General features: G+C 70.9%; 13 protein-coding genes and 1 pseudogene. 5 read left to right on the top strand and 9 right to left on the bottom strand.

Annotated features, from left to right (window positions below; genetic code table 11):
* Positions 1-108: 108 nt before the first annotated feature.
* Positions 109-1365 carry a glycoside hydrolase family 16 protein gene (locus ABZ453_RS42670; protein WP_359024093.1) on the bottom strand — a complete coding sequence of 419 codons (1257 nt, stop codon included), beginning with the start codon at positions 1363-1365 and terminating at the stop codon, positions 109-111.
* Positions 1366-1739: 374 nt separating this feature from the next.
* On the opposite strand from ABZ453_RS42670, the gene ABZ453_RS42675 reads away from it, so the two are divergent.
* Both ABZ453_RS42675 and ABZ453_RS42680 read left to right on the top strand, forming a co-directional pair.
* Positions 1740-2792: a dTDP-glucose 4,6-dehydratase gene (locus ABZ453_RS42675; RefSeq protein WP_359024095.1), complete on the top strand. Its 1053-nt coding sequence runs from the start codon at positions 1740-1742 to the stop codon at positions 2790-2792.
* Positions 2789-4573, top strand: a complete 1785-nt coding sequence (locus ABZ453_RS42680) for a glycoside hydrolase family 15 protein (RefSeq protein ID WP_359024097.1) — start codon at positions 2789-2791, stop codon at positions 4571-4573. Before ABZ453_RS42675 ends, ABZ453_RS42680 begins: the two co-directional genes overlap by 4 nt.
* Here the strand turns inward: ABZ453_RS42680 and ABZ453_RS42685 are convergent.
* The 8 genes from ABZ453_RS42685 to iolC all read right to left on the bottom strand — a co-directional run bounded on the left by ABZ453_RS42685 (position 4509) and on the right by iolC (position 15875).
* Entirely contained in the window at positions 4509-7658 is a 3150-nt protein-coding gene (locus ABZ453_RS42685; protein WP_359024099.1) for an EAL domain-containing protein, read from the bottom strand. The two genes, ABZ453_RS42680 and ABZ453_RS42685, sit on opposite strands and share 65 nt — an antisense overlap.
* Positions 7659-7692: 34 nt before the next feature.
* Positions 7693-8730: a UDP-glucose 4-epimerase GalE gene (gene galE / locus ABZ453_RS42690; protein WP_359024101.1), complete on the bottom strand. Its 1038-nt coding sequence runs from the start codon at positions 8728-8730 to the stop codon at positions 7693-7695.
* A gap of 118 nt (positions 8731-8848) precedes the next feature.
* Positions 8849-9634, bottom strand: coding sequence for a GntR family transcriptional regulator (locus tag ABZ453_RS42695; RefSeq protein WP_359024103.1), 786 nt, complete (start codon positions 9632-9634; stop codon positions 8849-8851).
* A 34-nt stretch (positions 9635-9668) separates the two neighbouring features.
* Positions 9669-11162, bottom strand: a complete 1494-nt coding sequence (locus ABZ453_RS42700) for a CoA-acylating methylmalonate-semialdehyde dehydrogenase (protein WP_359024105.1) — start codon at positions 11160-11162, stop codon at positions 9669-9671.
* 29 nt (positions 11163-11191) lie between these two features.
* A complete protein-coding gene (gene iolD, locus ABZ453_RS42705; RefSeq protein WP_359024107.1) occupies positions 11192-13069 on the bottom strand; it encodes a 3D-(3,5/4)-trihydroxycyclohexane-1,2-dione acylhydrolase (decyclizing) in 1878 nt (625 codons plus the stop codon).
* A complete protein-coding gene (iolB, locus tag ABZ453_RS42710) occupies positions 13069-13983 on the bottom strand; it encodes a 5-deoxy-glucuronate isomerase (RefSeq protein WP_359024109.1) in 915 nt (304 codons plus the stop codon). Before iolB ends, iolD begins: the two co-directional genes overlap by 1 nt.
* 34 nt (positions 13984-14017) lie before the next feature.
* Positions 14018-14896 (bottom strand): deoxyribose-phosphate aldolase, encoded by an 879-nt coding sequence (locus ABZ453_RS42715; protein WP_359024110.1) that lies wholly within the window; start codon positions 14894-14896, stop codon positions 14018-14020.
* Positions 14897-14909: 13 nt separating this feature from the next.
* Positions 14910-15875: a 5-dehydro-2-deoxygluconokinase gene (iolC, locus tag ABZ453_RS42720; RefSeq protein ID WP_359024112.1), complete on the bottom strand. Its 966-nt coding sequence runs from the start codon at positions 15873-15875 to the stop codon at positions 14910-14912.
* 285 nt (positions 15876-16160) lie between these two features.
* Between iolC and ABZ453_RS42725 the strand changes: the two genes are divergently transcribed.
* The 3 genes and pseudogenes from ABZ453_RS42725 to ABZ453_RS42735 form a co-directional block, all read left to right on the top strand.
* Positions 16161-17180: a sugar ABC transporter substrate-binding protein gene (locus tag ABZ453_RS42725; RefSeq protein WP_359024114.1), complete on the top strand. Its 1020-nt coding sequence runs from the start codon at positions 16161-16163 to the stop codon at positions 17178-17180.
* Between the two features lie 5 nt (positions 17181-17185).
* The gene (locus ABZ453_RS42730; RefSeq protein ID WP_356766385.1) at positions 17186-18256 is read left to right on the top strand and encodes an ABC transporter permease; all 1071 of its coding nucleotides are present in this window, start codon (positions 17186-17188) and stop codon (positions 18254-18256) included.
* 4 nt (positions 18257-18260) lie between these two features.
* A pseudogene (locus tag ABZ453_RS42735) lies at positions 18261-18379 on the top strand (sugar ABC transporter ATP-binding protein); the annotation flags it as partial.

Below are 18379 nucleotides of genomic sequence, written 5' to 3' on the forward strand. Positions count from 1 at the left end.
GGCGTGGCCTGACAGCACGAAGCGGGGGCACCCGCGGGGGGTGGGCCCGGGCCCCCGGCGGGGGGCCCCGGGGGGGGGGGGCCGGCGCCTGGGGGAGTGCCGGTTCGGTCAGTGCTGCCAGACCTTCACGTAGTCGACCATCATGTCGGCCGGGACCTGGGTGGGTCCGCCGTGCGTGGAGCTGACGGCGTTGTTGAGGATCAGGTACATCGGAGCGGACGTGATCCCGGTCGTGATGCGTCCGACCTGCTTGCCGTCGTAGTAGTACGTGACCGAGCCCGGCGCCCATTCGGCGCCGTAGGTGTGCCATCCCGTGTACGAGCCGGAGGCGCAGCCGCCCGGACCGCCGGCCGGGGAATGGAAGTGGTAGCAGGCCGAGCCGCCCAGCCCCTCCATGACGTCCATCTCCCCGTCGGTGGGCCAGTTCTGCCCGTCGGTCCAGAAAGCGGGCCAGTTCGCGATCTGTGTACCGGACGCGGGGGTGTAGATACGGGCTTCGAAAGCACCGTAGGTGAACTGGGCCTTTCCGTTGCTCTCGACCAGGCCGGAGACGTACGGATAGGTCGTGCCGTTGACGGTCGCCGACTGCTGGACGGCCTTCAGATGGAGACTTCCGCCGCTGACGCTCACCTGTGAGGGTGAATAGGCGGAGAGTTCGCCGGAGTTGACGGGCTTGGTGGTGCAACCGGAGCAACCGAGCCAGTTCGGGTTCCACTTCGAGCCGTCGAGACTCGTTCCGTTGAATTCGTCGTCGAATACGTTGCGCCACGTCCCTGGAACGCCGAGCGGTGCGTCGGAGGCCGAGGAAGACGCAGTGGCCGTGGGTGTGGCGGTCGGCGTCGGTGTGGGGGTCGGCGACGAGACGGTGGGGGAAGGGGAGGCCGTCGCCGTCGGTGTTCCTGACGGTGTGGGGGCCGAACCGCCTCCGGTGGTGAAGGAATTCGCCGGAGAAAGGCGGTACCAGCTGCCGTGCACCTTGTAGGAGACGAAATACGTGTAGGTGCCGGCGGGGAACGCGCGGCTGCCCGAGGTGTAGGTGGTGGGCGACGTGCTGAGGGTGGCCGGGGCGGCACCGGGGAAGTCGAAGGCTCCACCGTCGGCGGAACGCGCGGCTACGGCAAGGGCCTGCACCTTGATCGTTTTTGTGGCGTGCACCCTGGTGGTGGCCTTGAGTTGCCCGTCCGGCGTCGCGGAGACGGACAGGGAGTCGACGACGATCGGCGCCGTCGACGCCTTGGCCTGTGCGGCCTGGACGAGTGCGCCGCCGGCGAGGACGGCGGTGGCGAGCAGAAGACCGCCCGCCTTTGTGCGCGCGGCGAACGGACGGCGGTGTCGCGCAATGACAGCTGTGTGTTTTGTCGGCATGTACGGTGTGACCCTTTCGCCCCCCAGGCTTCGGCAGTTGAGCCTGCTCATGCGCGAAGCAATGGCGGGCTGAACGGTCATGGACTCTGCGCGAGGCGGATTTCATGCGCAAGGGCCGTTCCGCGTCGAAGCATGCCGACATTTCGCGGAAATGCTTGCGGTTTCCCCGAGTTGCAGATGCCAGGCCGGTTCCAGTGACGTCTGACACACCGCAGGATAATTCGGTCAAAGGTACCGAATCGCCCCGCATGGCGTGCAGTTGGAAGGTGGCGGCGATGGTCCGCCAGGGCGGGGTTGACGCGACGGGATTCCGGGCGGATGATTTACGTATACGGTGTAAACATACGTATTAAAGATCAATCCGGGTGGTGATCATGACGCGGAACAGGACCATCCTTCCCACCCGCATCCTCGTCACCGGCGGAGCCGGTTTCATCGGCTCGCACTACGTGCGCACGATGCTGGGTCCCGGCGGCCCCCCGGACGTCGCGGTGACCGTCCTCGACAAGCTCACCGGGGCCGGGAACCCCGCCAACCTGGACGACGTCCGTCACGCGCGGGGCTTCTCCTTCGTCCGCGGCGACATCTGCGACCGGGACCTCGTCGACGCGCTGGCCGCGGCGCACGACCAGGTGGTGCACTTCGCCGCCGGCGCTCCCGCCGTCCGCACGAACGTCCTCGGGACGCAGACCCTGCTGGAGGCGGCGCTGCGGCACGGGCTGCGCAGGTTCGTCCACATCTCCTCCGCCGAGGTCTACGGCTCCGTGCGCGCCGGCTCCTGGCCCGAGACCGCCCCCCTGCGGCCCAACTCGCCCTACGCCGCCTCCAAGGCGGCGTCCGACCTGCTGGCGCTGGCGTACCACCGCACCCACGGCATCGACGTGCGCGTGGTCCGGTGCTCGACCACCTACGGACACCATCAGTTCCCCGAGCGGATCGTCCCGCTGATCATCACCCACGTCCTTGAGGACAGCCCCGTGCCGCTGTACGGCAACGGGCTCACCGTCCGCGACTGGATCCACGTCGACGACCAGGTGCGCGGCATCGAACTGGTCCGCAGGGGCGGACGCCCGGGCGAGGTCTACAACATCGGCGCCGGCGACGAACTCTCCCACCGGGAGCTCGCCGGGCTGGTGCTGGGCGTCTGCGGGGCCGACCGGGGCACGGTCCGGTTCGTCGATGACGGCCGGGGCGGCGGCGACCACCGCCGCTCGGTCGACTGCACGAAGATCCGCACGGAGCTCGCGTTCGTGCCCCGCAAGGACCTGGTCACGGGCCTTGAGGAGACGGTCGACTGGTACCGGACGCACCGCTCCTGGTGGGAGCCGCTGCTGCGGTCAGCTCCCGCGCGCCGGTGCGACCACGGGCACAGCGACTCCGAGCGGTGCGACTCCGACCGGTGCGATTACGAGCGGCTCCCGTCATGAACGCGCCCATCGAGGACTACGCCCTCATCAGCGACCTGGAAACCGCCGCCATGGTCGGCCGGGACGGATCGGTCGACTGGCTGTGCCTGCCCCGGTTCGACTCGCCGGCCTGTCTCGCCGCGCTCGTGGGCACCCGGGACAACGGTTTCTGGCGGGTGGCACCCGTCGCCGGCGGCCGGTGCACCCGCCGGACCTACCGCGGGGACACCCTGATCCTGGAAACCGAGTGGCACAGCGCGACCGGAGCCGTGCGGGTCGTCGACTTCATGCCCCCGCGCACGCAGTCGCCGTGCCTGGTCCGCATGGTGGAGGGCCTGCGGGGCCGGGTGACCGTGCGCAGCGAACTCCGGCTCCGCTTCCACCAGGGCCGCGTGCTGCCGTGGATCCGGGTCGGCGAGTCCGGCACGGTAGCGGTCGCCGGTCCCGACGCCGTCTGGCTGCACGCCGACGGGCCGGTGCACGGGCCCGACCAGGCGGACCGCACGGTGCACGACTTCGTGGTCACGGCCGGCCGCAGGCTCGCCCTGACGCTCGTCTGGTCCCCGTCGCACCTGACCGAGCCGCCCCCACCGCTGTACGTTCCGGCGGAGACGGCGCTGAAGGAGACCAGCCAGTTCTGGCGGCGCTGGAGCGCCCAGTGCCGCTACGCCGGACCGTGGCGCGAGGCGGTGATGCGCTCCCTGATCACCCTCAAGGCGCTCACGTACGCCCCCACGGGCGGCGTCGTCGCGGCACCGACCACGTCGCTTCCCGGCTGCGTGGGAGGAGAGCGCAACTGGGACTACCGGTACTGCTGGCTGCGCGACTCCACCGTCACCCTGTCGTGTCTGCTGCGCAGCGGCTACCGGGAGGAGGCCACGGCCTGGCTGGACTGGCTCGTACGGGCCGTCGCCGGTGACCCGGACCATCTGCAGACCGTCTACGGCGTCGAGGGCCAACGGCTCCTGACGGAGACCGAGGCACCGTGGCTGACCGGTTACGACGGGTCGCAGCCGGTCCGGTTCGGGACCGCGATGACTCAGTTCCAGCTGGACGTGTACGGCGAGGTCATGGACACGCTCTGGCTGTCGCTGCGCGCCGGGATCCCCATGCCGGCTCATGTGTGGGACCTGGTGGAGGTGCTCATGGGCCACCTCGAGCGGCACTGGCGCCGGCCGGACCAGGGGATGTGGCAGGTGCGCGGAGCGCGCAGACAGTTCGTCCACTCCAAGGTCATGGCCTGGGTGGCCGCCGACCGTGCCGTGCGCATGGGGGTGCTGCTCGGCAGGAACGGCTCCTCCGGCGTGTGGCGGGCCATGCGCGACGAGGTCCACCGGGACGTCTGCCGCAAGGGGTGGAACAGCGGGCAGAGGTCCTTCGTGCAGTTCTACGGCTCCTCGGCCCTCGACGCCTCGGCGCTGCTGATCCCCCGCCTCGGCTTCCTGCCCGCCGCTGACGAGCGGGTGCGCGGCACCGTGCGCGCCATGCGGCGGCTGGACCACGGCGGGTTCGTGCGACGGTACGCCGCCGAGCACACCCTGGACGGCATCCGCGACCCCGAGGGAACGTTCGTCTCGTGCTCCCTGTGGTACGCCCAGAGCCTCGCCGCGACCGGACATCCGCGACAGGCCCGGGAGGTCTTCGAACGGGTCCTCGCCATCCGCAACGACGTCGGTCTGCTCGCCGAGCAGTGGGACCCGGACGCGGGCCGCCAACTCGGCAACGCGCCCAAGGCGTTCAGCCACGTCGCGCTGGTGGAGACGGCGTTCGCCCTGTCGTCCCTCGCCCCGAACCGTCGCTGAGCCCCGACCAGTCGCTGCGTCCGTCACGCACCACCGCCGCCCCCTCCTGCACCGTCATCGGCCGCGCGAACAGGAAACCCTGTCCGTACCGGCAGCCCATGTCGGTCAGCAGGTCGCGCTGCCGCGACGCCTCGACGCCCTCCGCGATCACCTGCACCTCAAGCGTGCTCGCGAGGCGGACGATCCCCTCGACGAGTTTGACCTGACGGGTGTCCTCGGGGATGTCGTCGATGAACGACTTGTCGATCTTGAGGACGTCCACGGGGAAGTCGTGCAGATAGCGCAGCGAGGAGAACCCGGTGCCGAAGTCGTCCACGGCGATGCGCACACCGAGGTCCCTGAGTTCCCGGACGAGCTCGTCGATCTGCTCGTCCCGTCGCATCAGCACCGACTCCGTGAGCTCCAGCTGCAGTGAGCCCGGGGCCAGGCCCGGGGTGTCCAGGGCGCGGGAGACCTCGTCCACGAAGCCCTGCTCCTGCCACTGACGACCGGAGACGTTCACGCTGACGTACGGCGGCGCCGGCCGCCCGACCTGGTGCTGCAGCCGGGCCATGTCGGCGGCGGCGCTGCGCAGCACCCAGGCGCCCAGGGGCGTGATGTGCCCGGTCTCCTCGGCGAGCGGGATGAACTGGCTGGGCGGTACGGGCCCGTGCCGGTGGTGCGGCCAGCGGGCCAGCGCCTCGAAGCCGACGACCTCGTCCGTGACGAGGTCCACCACGGGCTGGTACAGCAGCGCGAACTCGTCCCGGGCGATCGCGTCGTCCAGCCGCACCCGCAGATCCTGGCGCTGCGTCATGCGGGTCCGCAGCTGGGGCCGGAAGCGGCGCCACTGGCGCTTGCCCGCCGCCTTCGCCGCGTACAGGGCCACGTCGGCGAGGGCCAGCAGTTCCTGGGCGTCCGTGGTGTCGAGAGCGGTGGCCACGCCCACGCTGGCGGAGACGTTCACGGTGTCGCCGGACAGCCGGAAGGGCCGGCTCAGGGTCTGGATGACCTGCGCCGCCAGCAGTTCGGCGTCCAGCGGCAGCTTGGCGTCCTCCATCAGCACCGCGAACTCGTCGCCGCCGAGCCGTGCGGCCGTGTCGGTACGGCGCAGCGTTCCCTCCAGCCGCCCGCCGACCGCCTTCAGGAGCAGGTCGCCGCAGGAGTGGCCCAGGGTGTCGTTGACGTTCTTGAAGTCGTCCAGGTCGATGAAGAGCAGACAGGTCAGCGCGGGTTCGCGTCGTCCGCGCAGCAGCGCACGGTGGGTCCGCTCCAGCAGCAGGGTGCGGTTGGGCAGACCGGTGACCGGGTCGTGGAAGGCCCGCTGGGTCAGTTCCTGCTGCAGTCGGCGCTGTTCGGTCACGTCCCGCAGGGTGACGACCAGTCCGCCCACGGTCTCGTCCCGCCGCAGGTCGCGGCAGCGCACCTCCACCTCGATGTGGCCGCCTCCGCGCAGCACCCGCCAGTGGTCGTGGCTCTCCCGGCGCGCGTCGCCGTCCGGCGCCTTGAGGGTGCTCTCCAACCGGTCGCGGTCCCGGGGGTCCACCAGTTCCCGCAGCGCCGTGCCGGTCAGGGCGGCGCTGCCCAGGACGGCCTCGGCGGAGGGGCTGGCGTACCGCACGGTCGTGTCGTCGTTGACGATCAGGATGACGTCCGAGGCGCTGCGGACCAGCGTGCGGAAGTACGCCTCGCTCTCCCGGTGCACGATCTCCCGGCGCAGGGCGATACGGTCAGCGGCCAGTCCCGCGTGCGAGGCGAGGATCTCCACGCAGCCGCGCACGTCGGCGAGCCGGCGCTCCGGTCCCGCGGCCACCAGCATGCTCGGGAGGTCGTCGCCGGTCCTGCGGTCGGGCCGGCCGACGGCGCACACGAGGGCGTACGGCAGCTCGCCGAGAGCGGGGGCGAGGTCCGGACCGAGCCGGTCGGCGGGGACCAGGCGGCAGCCGTGGCGAGGACCGCCCCGTGGATCCCCGGGAGCGTCGGCGCCCGCGAGGAGCCCGTGGAGGTGCCGGGACCGTCCGGGCGGCACGAGCAGGGTCAGATGGGGCACCTCCGGTCCCACCAGGGCCGTGACCGCCGTGTCGCAGGCCCGCGCGATCTCGCTCGGAGCCATGGCCGCCACGAGGGAGGCGGTCGCCGCGCACAGCGCGTGTTCGCGTGACACCGCCCTGCGGTGGGCGACGACCATGCCCGCGAGCCGCAGGATGACCAGCAGGAACAGCATGGCCGAGAACGTGGCGAGCACGGTCGCGTGGCGCACGGGGCCCGTCCGCTCCTCGATGACCAGGATGCCGGGTGCGATCAGCGTGGCGACGGTCAGTACGACGAGCCTGCGCCACTGCGGCCGCAGGGACTCCGCGCGGGGCTCGGGATCGGTCAGCCGGGCCATCGAGGGGTGCAGGCCGGCCAGCCCCCACGTCAGGTAGAAGACGATCCAGCCGACGTCCAGCAGGGTGTCGGGCGGCCGGCTCTCGTCGAGCCGCAGGATCCCGTAGGTGATGTCGAAGGCGATCAGCGTCAGCATGCCCAGACCGAGCAGTTGCACGGCACGGTTGTGGAGGAGGCCCGGGCCGGCCGCGAGCAGCCGGACCAGCATGGCCAGCAGCAGGAGGTCGCCCAGCGGGTAGGCGAGGCCGATCGCGCGTTGCTGCCAGGTGAGTCCGTCCAGCGCGGCGAGCGGCTGCACCAGGTAGATCCACACCGGCAGGCCCAGTCCGGCGGTGACGATCAGGGCGTCCAGCAGACCCGGCAGGTCGCGGCGGCCACAGCTGTACCGGACGAGGCCCGCCAGTCCCGCGGCGAAGAGGGGGTACACCGCGAGATAGCAGGCGTCCGCATGAGAGGGGTCCAGCGCCCGGAAGTACTGGCCCTGCACGTCGTAGTACGTGTCCCCCGCGGTGAACACCAGCAGTCCGGCGGCGAGGGCCAGCCACGGCCAGCTGCGCGCGGGACGGTGCAGTCGCAGGCCGGTGAGGACGGCTGCGGCGCTGCCCACGCCGATGAGGGCCTCCACCAGGACGTGCGCGTCGGCGAGGGCCACGGAGACACAGGTCAGACCCGCCACGACGACGGTGTAGGCGGTCATCGACCGGTGGGTCCGCGTCATCGGCACACGCCTCCGGGCGGGCACGGTCCCCGGATCACCGGGAACAGTCCGCGTAGCCATGGGGATTGAGCTGCTGGAACCGCCAGGCGTCCCGGCACATGTCGGTCAGGTCACGGGTGGGCCGCCAGCCCCAGGCCCGGGTGACGGCGCTCGCGTCGGTGACCAGTCCGGCGACGTCGCCGGGACGGCGCGGACCGATCCGGTACGGCACCTGCGCACCGCACACCTCGGAGAAGACGGCGATCACGTCCAGAACCGAACTGCCCTGCCCCAGGCCGACGTTGTACACCCGCATGCCGGGATCGTCGCCGAGGTGGTCGAGCGCCACGCGGTGCGCCTCGACGGTGTCCATGACGTGGATGTAGTCGCGGATCGCGGTGCCGTCGGGGGTGGGGTAGTCCCCGCCGTGGACGTCCACCAGGTTCCGGTGGCCGGCGGCGGTCCGGGCCACGGAGGGCATCAGGCTCCGGGGTCCGCCCGAAGGGTCCTCGCCGAGCAGTCCGCTGGGGTGCGCTCCGGCCGGATTGGCGTACCGCAGGCACAGCACCGTGTACTCGGGGCAGCGGCGGCAGACGTCCACCAGGAGCTGCTCGCACAGCCACTTCGACGCCGCGTCCGGCGTCACCGGCCGGGCGGGGGTGGCCTCGTCGAGCAGACCGGGGCCGGCGTCGCCGTAGACCGCGCAGGAGGAGGCGAACACCAGGCGGTGCACACCGTGCTCGTGCATGGTCGACAGCAGGGCGGTGGTGCCGCCGACGTTGGTGTCGTAGTACTCGACGGGCCGCTTCAGGGACTCGCTCGGGGACTTGACGGCGGCCAGGTGCACCACGGCGTCCACGGAGTGCCGGGTGAAGACCGACGACAGGGCGTGCCGGTCCCGGATGTCCAGTTCGTAGACGGTGCCGACGAAACGGCCGGCGATCCGCTCGACCCGGGAGAAGACCTGCGGCGTGCTGTTGGAGTAGTCGTCGACGACGATCAGCTCGTAGCCGTGGTCCAGCAGGTCGACGCACGTGTGACTGCCGATGAAGCCCGCCCCACCGGTGACCAGGACTGTTGACGGTGCGCTCATGGGCGCTCGGCCCTTCGTAGGCATCGTACATTTACGATGTATCCATACGATTCTTCCGGCCCGCCCCCCGGTGAGTCAAGGGCGGGCGGGCCCCCGGACGGGCCCGCCCCTTGTCCCCCTACGCCCGCACCAGCAGCTGGAAGTCGAACGCGTACCGCGACGCCCGGTAGATGTGCCTGCCGTACTCGACGGGGCGGCCCGTGTCGTCGTACGCCGTGCGCTGCATGGTCAGCAGGGCGGCGCCCTCCTTCTCGTCGAGGCGGCCGGCCTCCTCGGCGGTGGCGGAGCGGGCGCCGATGGTCTGGCGGGCGCTGTGCAGGGTGATGCCGGCGGTGCGCATCATCCGGTACAGGCCGGTCGACTCCAGCCGCTCGGTGTCGAGTTCGAGGAGGCCCGCCGGGAGGTAGTTGGACAGCAACGCGACCGGCTGGCCGTGCGTCAGGCGCAGCCGCTCCAGTGCGATCACCTCGCTGCCCTCCGCGACGCCGAGCGCGGCCGCCACGTCGGCGCAGGCCGCCTCGCGCTCGTTGCGCACCACCCGGGTGGTCGGGCCCTGGCCGGCCGCCTCCAGGTCGTCGTAGAGGCTGGAGAGCTCCAGCGGGCGCTTGACCTGGCTGTGCACCACCTGGGTGCCGACGCCCCGGCGGCGCACCAGCAGGCCCTTGTCGACCAGGGACTGGATGGCCTGCCGGACCGTGGGTCGGGACAGGCCCAGGCGGGTCGACAGGTCGATCTCGTTGCCCAGGAGGTTGCCCGGGGAGAGCGCTCCGTGCTCGATCGCAGCCTCCAGCTGCTGCGCGAGCTGGTAGTACAGCGGTACCGGGCTGCCCCGGTCCAGCGCGAAGTCCAGGGATTCGAGCGCGGGAGCGGTCGCGGCACGGGTTGCGCCACGGGTCCTCGCCATGGACGCACCTCCCTTCGATGAGTCTGACGTGACGTCAGGAGTGGCTGGGGAAACCGAGGTTGATGCCCGAGTCGGCCGGGTCCGGCCAGCGCGTGGTGATCACCTTGCCCTGGGTGTAGAAGGCGATGCCGTCGTTGCCGTAGACGTGCAGGTCGCCGAAGAGGGAGTCCTTCCAGCCGCCGAAGCTGTGGTAGCCGACGGGGACGGGGATCGGGACGTTCACGCCGACCATGCCCGCCTTGACCTCCAGCTGGAAGCGGCGGGCGGCGCCGCCGTCCCGGGTGAAGATCGCGGTGCCGTTGCCCCAGCGCGAGCCGTTGATGAGCTCGATCGCCTCGTCGTACGACTCCGCGCGTACCACGGCCAGCACCGGGCCGAAGATCTCGTCCCGGTAGGCGTCCGCCGTCAGCGGCACCTTGTCGAGCAGCGACACGCCGAGGAAGAAGCCGTCCTCGTGGCCCTCGACGGTGTACCCGGTGCCGTCGACGACGACCTCCGCGCCCTGCTCGGCGGCCGAGGAGACGTACGAGGCCACCTTGTCGCGGTGCTCGCGGGTGATCAGCGGGCCCATCTCGGAGGACGGGTCGTCGCCGGGGCCGATCCGCAGGCTCTTGGCGCGCTCGGCGATCTTCGCGACCAGTTCGTCGCCGGTGTCGCCGACCGCGACCACGACGGACACGGCCATGCAGCGCTCACCCGCCGAACCGTAGGCGGCGTTGATCGCCTGGTCCGCCGCGAAGTCCAGGTCGGCGTCGGGCAGCACCAGCATGTGGTTCTTGGCGCCGCCGAGGGCCTGCACGCGCTTGCCGTGCTCCACCGCCTTGAGCTGGATGTACTTGGCGATCGGCGTCGAGCCGACGAAGGAGACCGCCTCGATGTCGGGGTGCTCCAACAGGCGGTCCACGGCGACCTTGTCGCCCTGCACGATGTTCAGCACACCGTCGGGCAGGCCCGCCTCGGAGGCCAGCTCGGCGAGGCGGAAGGAGGCCGACGGGTCCTTCTCGCTGGGCTTGAGCACGAAGGTGTTGCCGCACGCGATGGCGAGGGGGAACATCCACATCGGCACCATGGCCGGGAAATTGAACGGCGTGATGCCCGCGACCACGCCGAGCGGCTGACGGATCGAGGCCACGTCCACCCGGGTCGACACCTGCGTCGACAGCTCGCCCTTCAGCTGCACGCTGATCCCGCAGGCCAGCTCCACGATCTCCATGCCGCGCGCGACCTCGCCGAGCGCGTCGGAGTGCACCTTGCCGTGTTCGGCGGTGATCAGCGAGGCGATCTCGTCGCGGTGCGCGTCCAGCAGCTCCCGGTACTTGAACAGGATCGCGGTGCGCCTGGCCAGCGAGGAGCTGCCCCAGGTCTCGAACGCGGCCTTCGCGGAGGCGACGGCGGCGTCCACCTCGTCGACGGTCGCGAAGCCGACCTGCTTCTCCTGCGCGCCGGTCGCCGGGTCGTGGACGGCGCCGAAGCGGCCGGAGGCGGACTCGACCGGCTTGCCGCCGATCCAGTGGGTGATGGTCTTCATGGTGCACGGGCCTTTCACAGGGCGGGGGTTCAGAGGTGGCGGCGCCGGTCGGCGACCTGGCGGTCGTACTCCTCGCGGGCCCGTACGGCGGCCTCGCGGGAGGCGGTCGCGGCGACCGGCACGTCCCACCAGGCCTCGGCCGGGGGAGCGGTGGGGGTGGCGGTGTCGGTCTCGACGTAGACGCAGGTCGGGCGGTCGGAGGCGCGGGCCGCGGCGAGCGCCTCGCGCAGTTCGCGGACCGTCTTGGCGCGCAGGACGTCCATGCCGAGGCTGCCCGCGTTGGCGGCCAGGTCGACGGGGAGCGGGGCACCGGAGAAGGTGCCGTCGGCGGCCCGGTAGCGGTAGGCGGTGCCGAAGCGCTCGCCGCCGACGGACTCGGACAGGCCGCCGATGGAGGCGTAGCCGTGGTTCTGGATGAGGACCAGGTTGACCGGCAGGCCCTCCTGGACGGCGGTGACGATCTCCGTCGGCATCATCAGATAGGTGCCGTCGCCGACCAGGGACCAGACCGGGGTGCCGGGGGCGGCCTGCTGGACGCCGATGCCGGCCGGGATCTCGTAGCCCATGCAGGAGTAGCCGTACTCCAGGTGGTACTGGCGCCGGCTGCGGGCCCGCCACAGCTTGTGCAGATCGCCCGGGAGCGAACCGGCCGCGTTGATCACCACGTCCTCGTCACCGACGACCGCGTCCAGGGCGCCGAGCACCTGGGTCTGGGTCGGGACGGCGCTGTCGTCGGCGGCGGTGAAAGCGGCGTCGACGACCTGTTCCCAGCGTTCCTTTCCGGCGCGGTACTCGTCCTCGTAAACCCGGTTCACACGATGACCGGCCAGCGCGTCCGTCAACGCCGTGAGCCCGGCGCGCGCGTCGCAGACCACCGTGCGGGCGGCCAGCTTGTGGGCGTCGAAGGCCGCGATGTTGAGGTTGACGAAGCGGACGTCCGGCCGCTGGAAAAGCGTGTTGGAGGCGGTCGTGAAGTCCGTGTACCTGGTCCCCACACCGATCACCAGATCGGCCCTGCGCGCGATGTCGTCGCTGACCGCCGTGCCGGTGTGGCCGATGCCGCCGAGGTCGGCGGGGTGGTCGTGGCGCAGCGAGCCCTTGCCCGCCTGGGTCGAGGCGACCGGAATGCCGGTCGCGTCCACCAGCGCCTTCAGCGCGTCCTCGGCCCGGCTGTGGTGGACGCCGCCGCCCGCGACGATCAGCGGACGTTCGGCGCCCCTGATCGCCGCCACCGCCTGAGCCAGCTCCTGCGGATCGGGAGCGGGACGCCGTACGTGCCACACGCGCTCGGCGAAGAACTCCTCCGGCCAGTCGTACGCCTCGGCCTGGACGTCCTGGGGGAGGGCGAGGGTGACCGCGCCGGTCTCCACGGGGTCGGCGAGGACGCGCATGGCGTTCAGCGCGGTGGGGATCAGGGCCTCGGGCCGGGTGACGCGGTCGAAGTACCGGGAGACCGGGCGCAGGGTGTCGTTCACCGACAGGTCCGCCTCCACCGGGTGCTCCAGCTGCTGCAGCAGCGGGTCGGCGACGCGGGTGGCGAAGTAGTCGCCGGGCAGGAGCAGGACCGGGAGGCGGTTGACGGTGGCGAGGGCGGCACCCGTGACCAGGTTGGTGGCGCCGGGGCCGATGGAGGTGGTGACCGCCTGCGCGGAGAGCCGGTCCAGGTGGCGGGCGTGGGCGACGGCCGCGTGCACCATCGCCTGCTCGTTGCGGCCCTGGTGGAACGGCATGGTGTCCTCGCCCGCCTCCAGGAGGGCCTGACCGAGGCCGGCGACGTTGCCGTGGCCGAAGATGCCCCAGGTGCCGGCGATCAGCCGCTGTCGTACGCCGTCGCGCTCGGTGTACTGGGCGGACAGGAACCGCACCAGGGCCTGGGCGACGGTCAGGCGGCGGGTGGGGGTGCTCATCAGGACTTCTCCGGTGCCGTGTAGAGGGGGAGGCGGGGGTCGACCGGCTGGCCGGCCCAGGTGTCGCGGATCCAGGCGTGATCGGGGTGGTCGCAGATCAGCCAGGCGCGCTCGGGCTCGGGGCCCGCCATGACGTTGAGGTAGTACATGTGGTGGCCGGGCACGGCCATGGACGGTCCGTGCCAGCCGTCGGGGATCAGTACGACGTCGCCGTCACGGACCTCGGCCAGGACGTCGGTGCCCCGTCCGTGCCCGGAGGGGGAGACCCGCTGGTAGCCGAGGCCGGGGACGCCGTCGTGGCCCGCGAACTCGAAGTAGTAGACCTCTTCGAGGACGGACTCCTCGCCCGGCCGGTGCTCGTCGTGCTTGTGCGGCGGGAACGACGACCAGTTGCCGCCCGGCGTGATCACCTCGACGGCGATCAGCTTGTCGCACTCGAAACCTTGTCCACCAGCGCCTCCGGCGCGGGCCGCCGCGCCGAAGTTGTTGACCTGCCGGGAGGAGTTGCCGGTGCCGCGCAGCTCCACCGGCACCGAGGAGGCCGGCCCGTAGCGGGCGGGCAGCCGGCGGGTGCAGCGCGCTCCGGTGAGCGCGAACCGTCCGCCGCCGGCGCTCGTGACGGTCGTACGGGCGTCCCGCGGCACGTAGGCGAAGTCGCTGACCGCGCTGAACACGCTCTCGCGGCCGGTGAGTTCGAAGGTGTCGTGGCCGAAGTCGTCGTCGGACGTCACCGTGCAGCCGCCGCTCAGCGGCAGCACGATCCACTCGCTCTCCGCGGTGTCGAAGGAGTGCGTGCCGCCCGGCGGCAGCTCCAGCACGCGCAGGCTGGAGTAGCCCCAGCCGGCCTTCTCGGGGGTGACGTCCACGACGTAGGGGCCGCCGAGGGCCTTTCCGGCGGGTAGGTGGTAGGTCATAGGGCACTCCCTGTCCATGTCATGACAGCCGCGGTCACAGCAGCCCGACAGCCGTGTCCACCGCGTTCTCCACGTTGCCGTCGGCCGGGTGGAGCAGCGACCGGCCGACGACCATCCCCAGTACCGTCGGCAGCCGGAGTGCCTTGCGCCAGCGCTCGTAGGCGCCCTCCTGGTCCTCGCCCACCTCGCCGCCGAGCAGGACCGTCGGCAGGGTGGAGGTCTCCAGGACCTCGCCCATGGCGTCCGGGTCCTCGGTGACGGGCAGCTTCAGCCAGGTGTAGGCGGAGGTGCCGCCGAGGCCCGAGGCGATGGCGATCGACTTCGTGACGGCCTCGGCGGACAGGTCGTTGTGGACCCTGCCGTCGATCCGGTGGGAGACGAACGGCTCCACGAACAGCGGCAGCCGACGCTCCGCCATGGCGTCGATCGCGCGGGCGGTGGACTCCAGCGTGGTCAGCGAGCCCGGGTCGGCGTAGTCGATGCGCAGCAGCAGCTTGCCCGCGTCGAAGCGGAGACGGGCGATGTCCTCGGCGCGGTGGCCGGTGAATCGGTCGTCCAGCTCGAAGGCGGCGCCCGCGAGACCCCCGCGGTTCATGGAGCCCATGACAACCTTGTCGTCGAGCACGCCGAGCAGCAGCAGGTCCTCCAGGATGTCGGCGGTGGCCAGCACCCCGTCGACGCCCGGCCGGGACAGCGCCACGCACAGGCGCTCCAGCAGGTCCCGCCGGTCCGCCATGGCCAGGGGGCGGCCGCCGACGCCGAGGGCGCCGCGGGCCGGGTGGTCGGCGGCCACGATCATCAGGCGGCCGCTGTCGCCGAGCAGCGGCCGGCGCCTGCGCCGGTCGGCCGCCTCGGCGATCGCCTCGGGGTGCCGGGCCCGGACCGAGACGAGGTCGGGGATGCTGAGGGTCAAGGAAGGCTCCGTTTCAGGCAACAGTGGCTCGCGCCAGCAGGTCTTCGACCTCGGCCTCGGTGGGCATCGCGGAGGAGCAGGCGAGGCGGGAGGCGACCAGGGCCCCGGCCGCGCCCGCGTACCGCATGGTTTCGGCCAACTCCCATCCGGACAGCAGCCCGTGCACCAGCGCTCCACCGAAGGCATCGCCCGCGCCGAGTCCGTTGGCCACCTCCACCGGGACCGGCGGGATCTCGGCGGTGGTGCCGTCGCGGTGCACCGCCAGCACGCCCTCGGGGCCCTGCTTGACGACGGCCAGCTGCACCCCGGCCGCGAGCAGCGCCTCGGCGCAGGCCCGCGGTTCGCGCGCGCCGGTGGCGATCTCGCACTCGTCGAGGTTGCCGACCGCGACGGTGGCGTGCCGCAGGGCCTCCGCGTAATAGGGCCGGGCCTCCTCAGGGTCACTCCAGAACGCCGGGCGCCAGTCGAGGTCGAAGACGGTGACGCCGGTCCTGCCGCGGGCCTTCAGGGCGGCCAGCGTGGCGGAGCGGCTGGGCTCCTCGCTCAGGCCGGTGCCGGTGATCCAGAAGACGCGGCTCGCCCGAATGGCGAAGAAGTCCAGGTCCCCGGTGTGTATCTCCAGGTCAGGGGCCTTAGGCTGCCGGTAGAAATAAAGAGGGAAGTCGTCCGGCGGAAAGATCTCGCAGAAGGTCACCGGTGTCGGGTACGCGGCGACGGGCGCGACCCAGCGGTCGTCGACGCCGAACTCCTTCAGCGCCTGGTGCAGAAAGGCGCCGAAGGGGTCGTCCCCGGTGCGGGTGATCACGGCGGTGGACCGGCCGAGCCGGGCGGCGGCGACCGCGACGTTCGCGGCCGAACCGCCGAGGAACTTGCCGAAGGTCTCGACCCGCGGCAGGGCCACACCCGACTGCAGGGGGTAGAGATCGACTCCGATACGGCCCATGGTGATCAAGTCGAAGGGCTGGACTGACTCGGCCATGTGTGCTCCTCGGACGGGACTGGGGACGCGGGTCCCAAGGGGCCTGCCGCCTCCCAGGTGTAGGCCCCGACCGAGGGCGCTGTCAATAGTTTGTACTTACATTCGGACTAGCTCGTGAAATGATGTCTTAACAAAGTATTGACAGCGGGCGCGGCCGGGGGTTTGATCCCGTCCCAGCGAAACCGCCGCGTTTGCGGCGGACGACCCGAACATGCCAAGATCCCGGGCTCTGGATCTTCGAGATCCCTTCCTTTCCCCCGAAAGCACAGTGAGGTGCCAGGAAAGATGGACCGCTCTTCTCACCCCCGCTCCCGCAGACTCGTACCCGTCGTCGCGGTGGCTGCGGCGGCTGCCCTGACCCTCGCCGGCTGCTCCAGCAGTTCCGGGGGCAAGAAGTCCGAGGAAACCGGCTCGGCGGCGTCCGCCGGCAAGGCCAACACCCCCCGCATGACCGTCGCGCTGGTCACGCACCAGTCGCCCGGCGACACCTTCTGGGACATCGTCCGCAAGGGCGCCGAGGCGGCCGCGGCCAAGGACAACATCAAGCTGATCTACTCCGCCGACCCGAACGCGGGCAACCAGTCCAACCTGGTGCAGAACGCGATCGACCAGAAGGTGGACGGGATCGCGATCACGCTCGCGAAGCCGGACGCGATGAAGGCCGTTGTGGGCAAGGCGAAGGCGGCCAACATACCCGTCGTGGGGCTCAACTCCGGTGTGAGTGACTGGAAGAAGCTCGGCCTGCTGGAGTTCTTCGGCCAGGACGAGTCGGTGGCCGGTGAGGCCCTCGGCAACAGGCTGAACTCGGAGGGTGCCAAGCACGCCGTCTGTGTCATCCAGGAGCAGGGCAACGTCGGCCTCACCCAGCGCTGCGACGGTGTGAAGAAGACGTTCTCCGGCAAGACGGAGGTGCTGTACGTCAACGGCACCGACGCACCGTCCGTGAAGTCGACGATCACCGCCAAGCTGAAGCAGGACAGCTCGATCGACTACGTGGTCGCGCTCGGCGCTCCCGTCGCGCTGATCGGCGTGCAGTCGGTGTCCGACGCCGGGAGCAAGGCGAAGATCGCGACCTTCGACCTCAACAAGGACCTCACCGGAGCCATCAGCAAGGGCACGATCCAGTTCGCGGTGGACCAGCAGCCGTACCTGCAGGGCTACCTGGCGATCGACTCGCTGTGGCTCTACAAGAACAACGGCAACTACAGCGGCGGCGGTGAGCAGCCCGTGCTGACCGGCCCGGCCTTCGTCGACAAGTCCAACGTCGCCCAGGTCGCGCAGTTCGCCGCGAAGGGCACCAGGTGACGAGTATGACCCAGCACGCCGAGCCGGCGGTGAAGACACCGCCGGCCCCCGGCCGTAAGGAGACCGACGGCCGGACGGCCGAACGTCCCCTGGCCGTACGCCTGTTGGCCCGGCCCGAGGTGGGTGTGTTCCTCGGTGCCGTGGCGGTCTACGTGTTCTTCCTGATCGCCGCCCCGCCGGTGCGCGAGGCCAGCGCCATGGCGAACATCCTCTACCAGTCCTCCACCCTCGGCATCGTGACCATCCCGGTCGCCCTGCTGATGATCGGCGGCGAGTTCGACCTGTCGTCCGGCGTCGGCGTGATCACCTCCGCGCTGACCGCGAGCATGACGGCCTACCAGCTGACCCTCAACGTCTGGGTCGGCGTGTTCGCCGCGCTGATCGTGTCCCTGGCCATCGGCTTCTTCAACGGCTGGATGGTCGTCAAGACCGGTCTGCCCAGCTTCCTGGTCACCCTGGGCACCTTCCTGATCCTCCAGGGCGTCAACCTCGCGGTGACCAAGCTGGTCACCGGCAACGTCGCCACCGACGACATCAGCAACATGGACGGCTTCAACACGGCCAAGGACGTCTTCGCCTCCAGCTTCGACATCGGCGGCGTGCAGGTGAAGATCACCGTGTTCTGGTGGCTGCTGTTCGCGGCGATCGCCACCTGGGTGCTGCTGCGCACCAAGTACGGCAACTGGATCTTCGCGGTCGGCGGCAACAAGGACTCCGCCCGCGCCGTCGGTGTCCCCGTGGCCTTCACCAAGATCTCCCTGTTCATGCTGGTCGGCTTCGGTGCCTGGTTCGTCGGCATGCACCAGCTGTTCTCGTTCAACACCGTCCAGTCCGGTGAGGGCGTCGGCATCGAGCTGATCTACATCTCCGGCGCGGTGATCGGCGGCTGTCTGCTGACCGGCGGCTACGGCTCCGCCATCGGCCCGGTCTTCGGCGCGTTCATGTTCGGCATGGTGCAGCAGGGCATCGTGTACGCCGGCTGGAACCCCGACTGGTTCAAGGCCTTCCTCGGCGTCATGCTGCTCGGCGCCGTCCTGATCAATCTGTGGGTCCAGCGCACCATGACCCGGAGGTGACCCGATGACAGACAACGGAACCGGAACCCACGGAGCGATCCTCGCGGACACCCCGCCGGAGGGCGGGGACACCCCGATCGTCGAACTCCGCAACGCGGGCAAGTCCTACGGCAACATCCGCGC

Origin of the sequence: Streptomyces sp. NPDC005799 (assembly GCF_040630525.1) — a bacterium.
Classification (GTDB): Bacteria; Actinomycetota; Actinomycetes; order Streptomycetales; family Streptomycetaceae; genus Streptomyces; species Streptomyces griseorubiginosus_B.

Coding starts and splice junctions, on each gene's coding strand:
- iolC (WP_359024112.1), bottom strand. CDS start 15,875: ATGGCCGAGTCAGTCCAGCCCTTCGACTTGATCACCATGGGCCGTATC.
- ABZ453_RS42695 (WP_359024103.1), bottom strand. CDS start 9,634: ATGGCGAGGACCCGTGGCGCAACCCGTGCCGCGACCGCTCCCGCGCTC.
- galE (WP_359024101.1), bottom strand. CDS start 8,730: ATGAGCGCACCGTCAACAGTCCTGGTCACCGGTGGGGCGGGCTTCATC.
- ABZ453_RS42700 (WP_359024105.1), bottom strand. CDS start 11,162: ATGAAGACCATCACCCACTGGATCGGCGGCAAGCCGGTCGAGTCCGCC.
- ABZ453_RS42725 (WP_359024114.1), top strand. CDS start 16,161: ATGGACCGCTCTTCTCACCCCCGCTCCCGCAGACTCGTACCCGTCGTC.
- iolB (WP_359024109.1), bottom strand. CDS start 13,983: ATGACCTACCACCTACCCGCCGGAAAGGCCCTCGGCGGCCCCTACGTC.
- ABZ453_RS42730 (WP_356766385.1), top strand. CDS start 17,186: ATGACCCAGCACGCCGAGCCGGCGGTGAAGACACCGCCGGCCCCCGGC.
- ABZ453_RS42685 (WP_359024099.1), bottom strand. CDS start 7,658: ATGACGCGGACCCACCGGTCGATGACCGCCTACACCGTCGTCGTGGCG.
- iolD (WP_359024107.1), bottom strand. CDS start 13,069: ATGAGCACCCCCACCCGCCGCCTGACCGTCGCCCAGGCCCTGGTGCGG.
- ABZ453_RS42670 (WP_359024093.1), bottom strand. CDS start 1,365: ATGCCGACAAAACACACAGCTGTCATTGCGCGACACCGCCGTCCGTTC.
- ABZ453_RS42680 (WP_359024097.1), top strand. CDS start 2,789: ATGAACGCGCCCATCGAGGACTACGCCCTCATCAGCGACCTGGAAACC.
- ABZ453_RS42675 (WP_359024095.1), top strand. CDS start 1,740: ATGACGCGGAACAGGACCATCCTTCCCACCCGCATCCTCGTCACCGGC.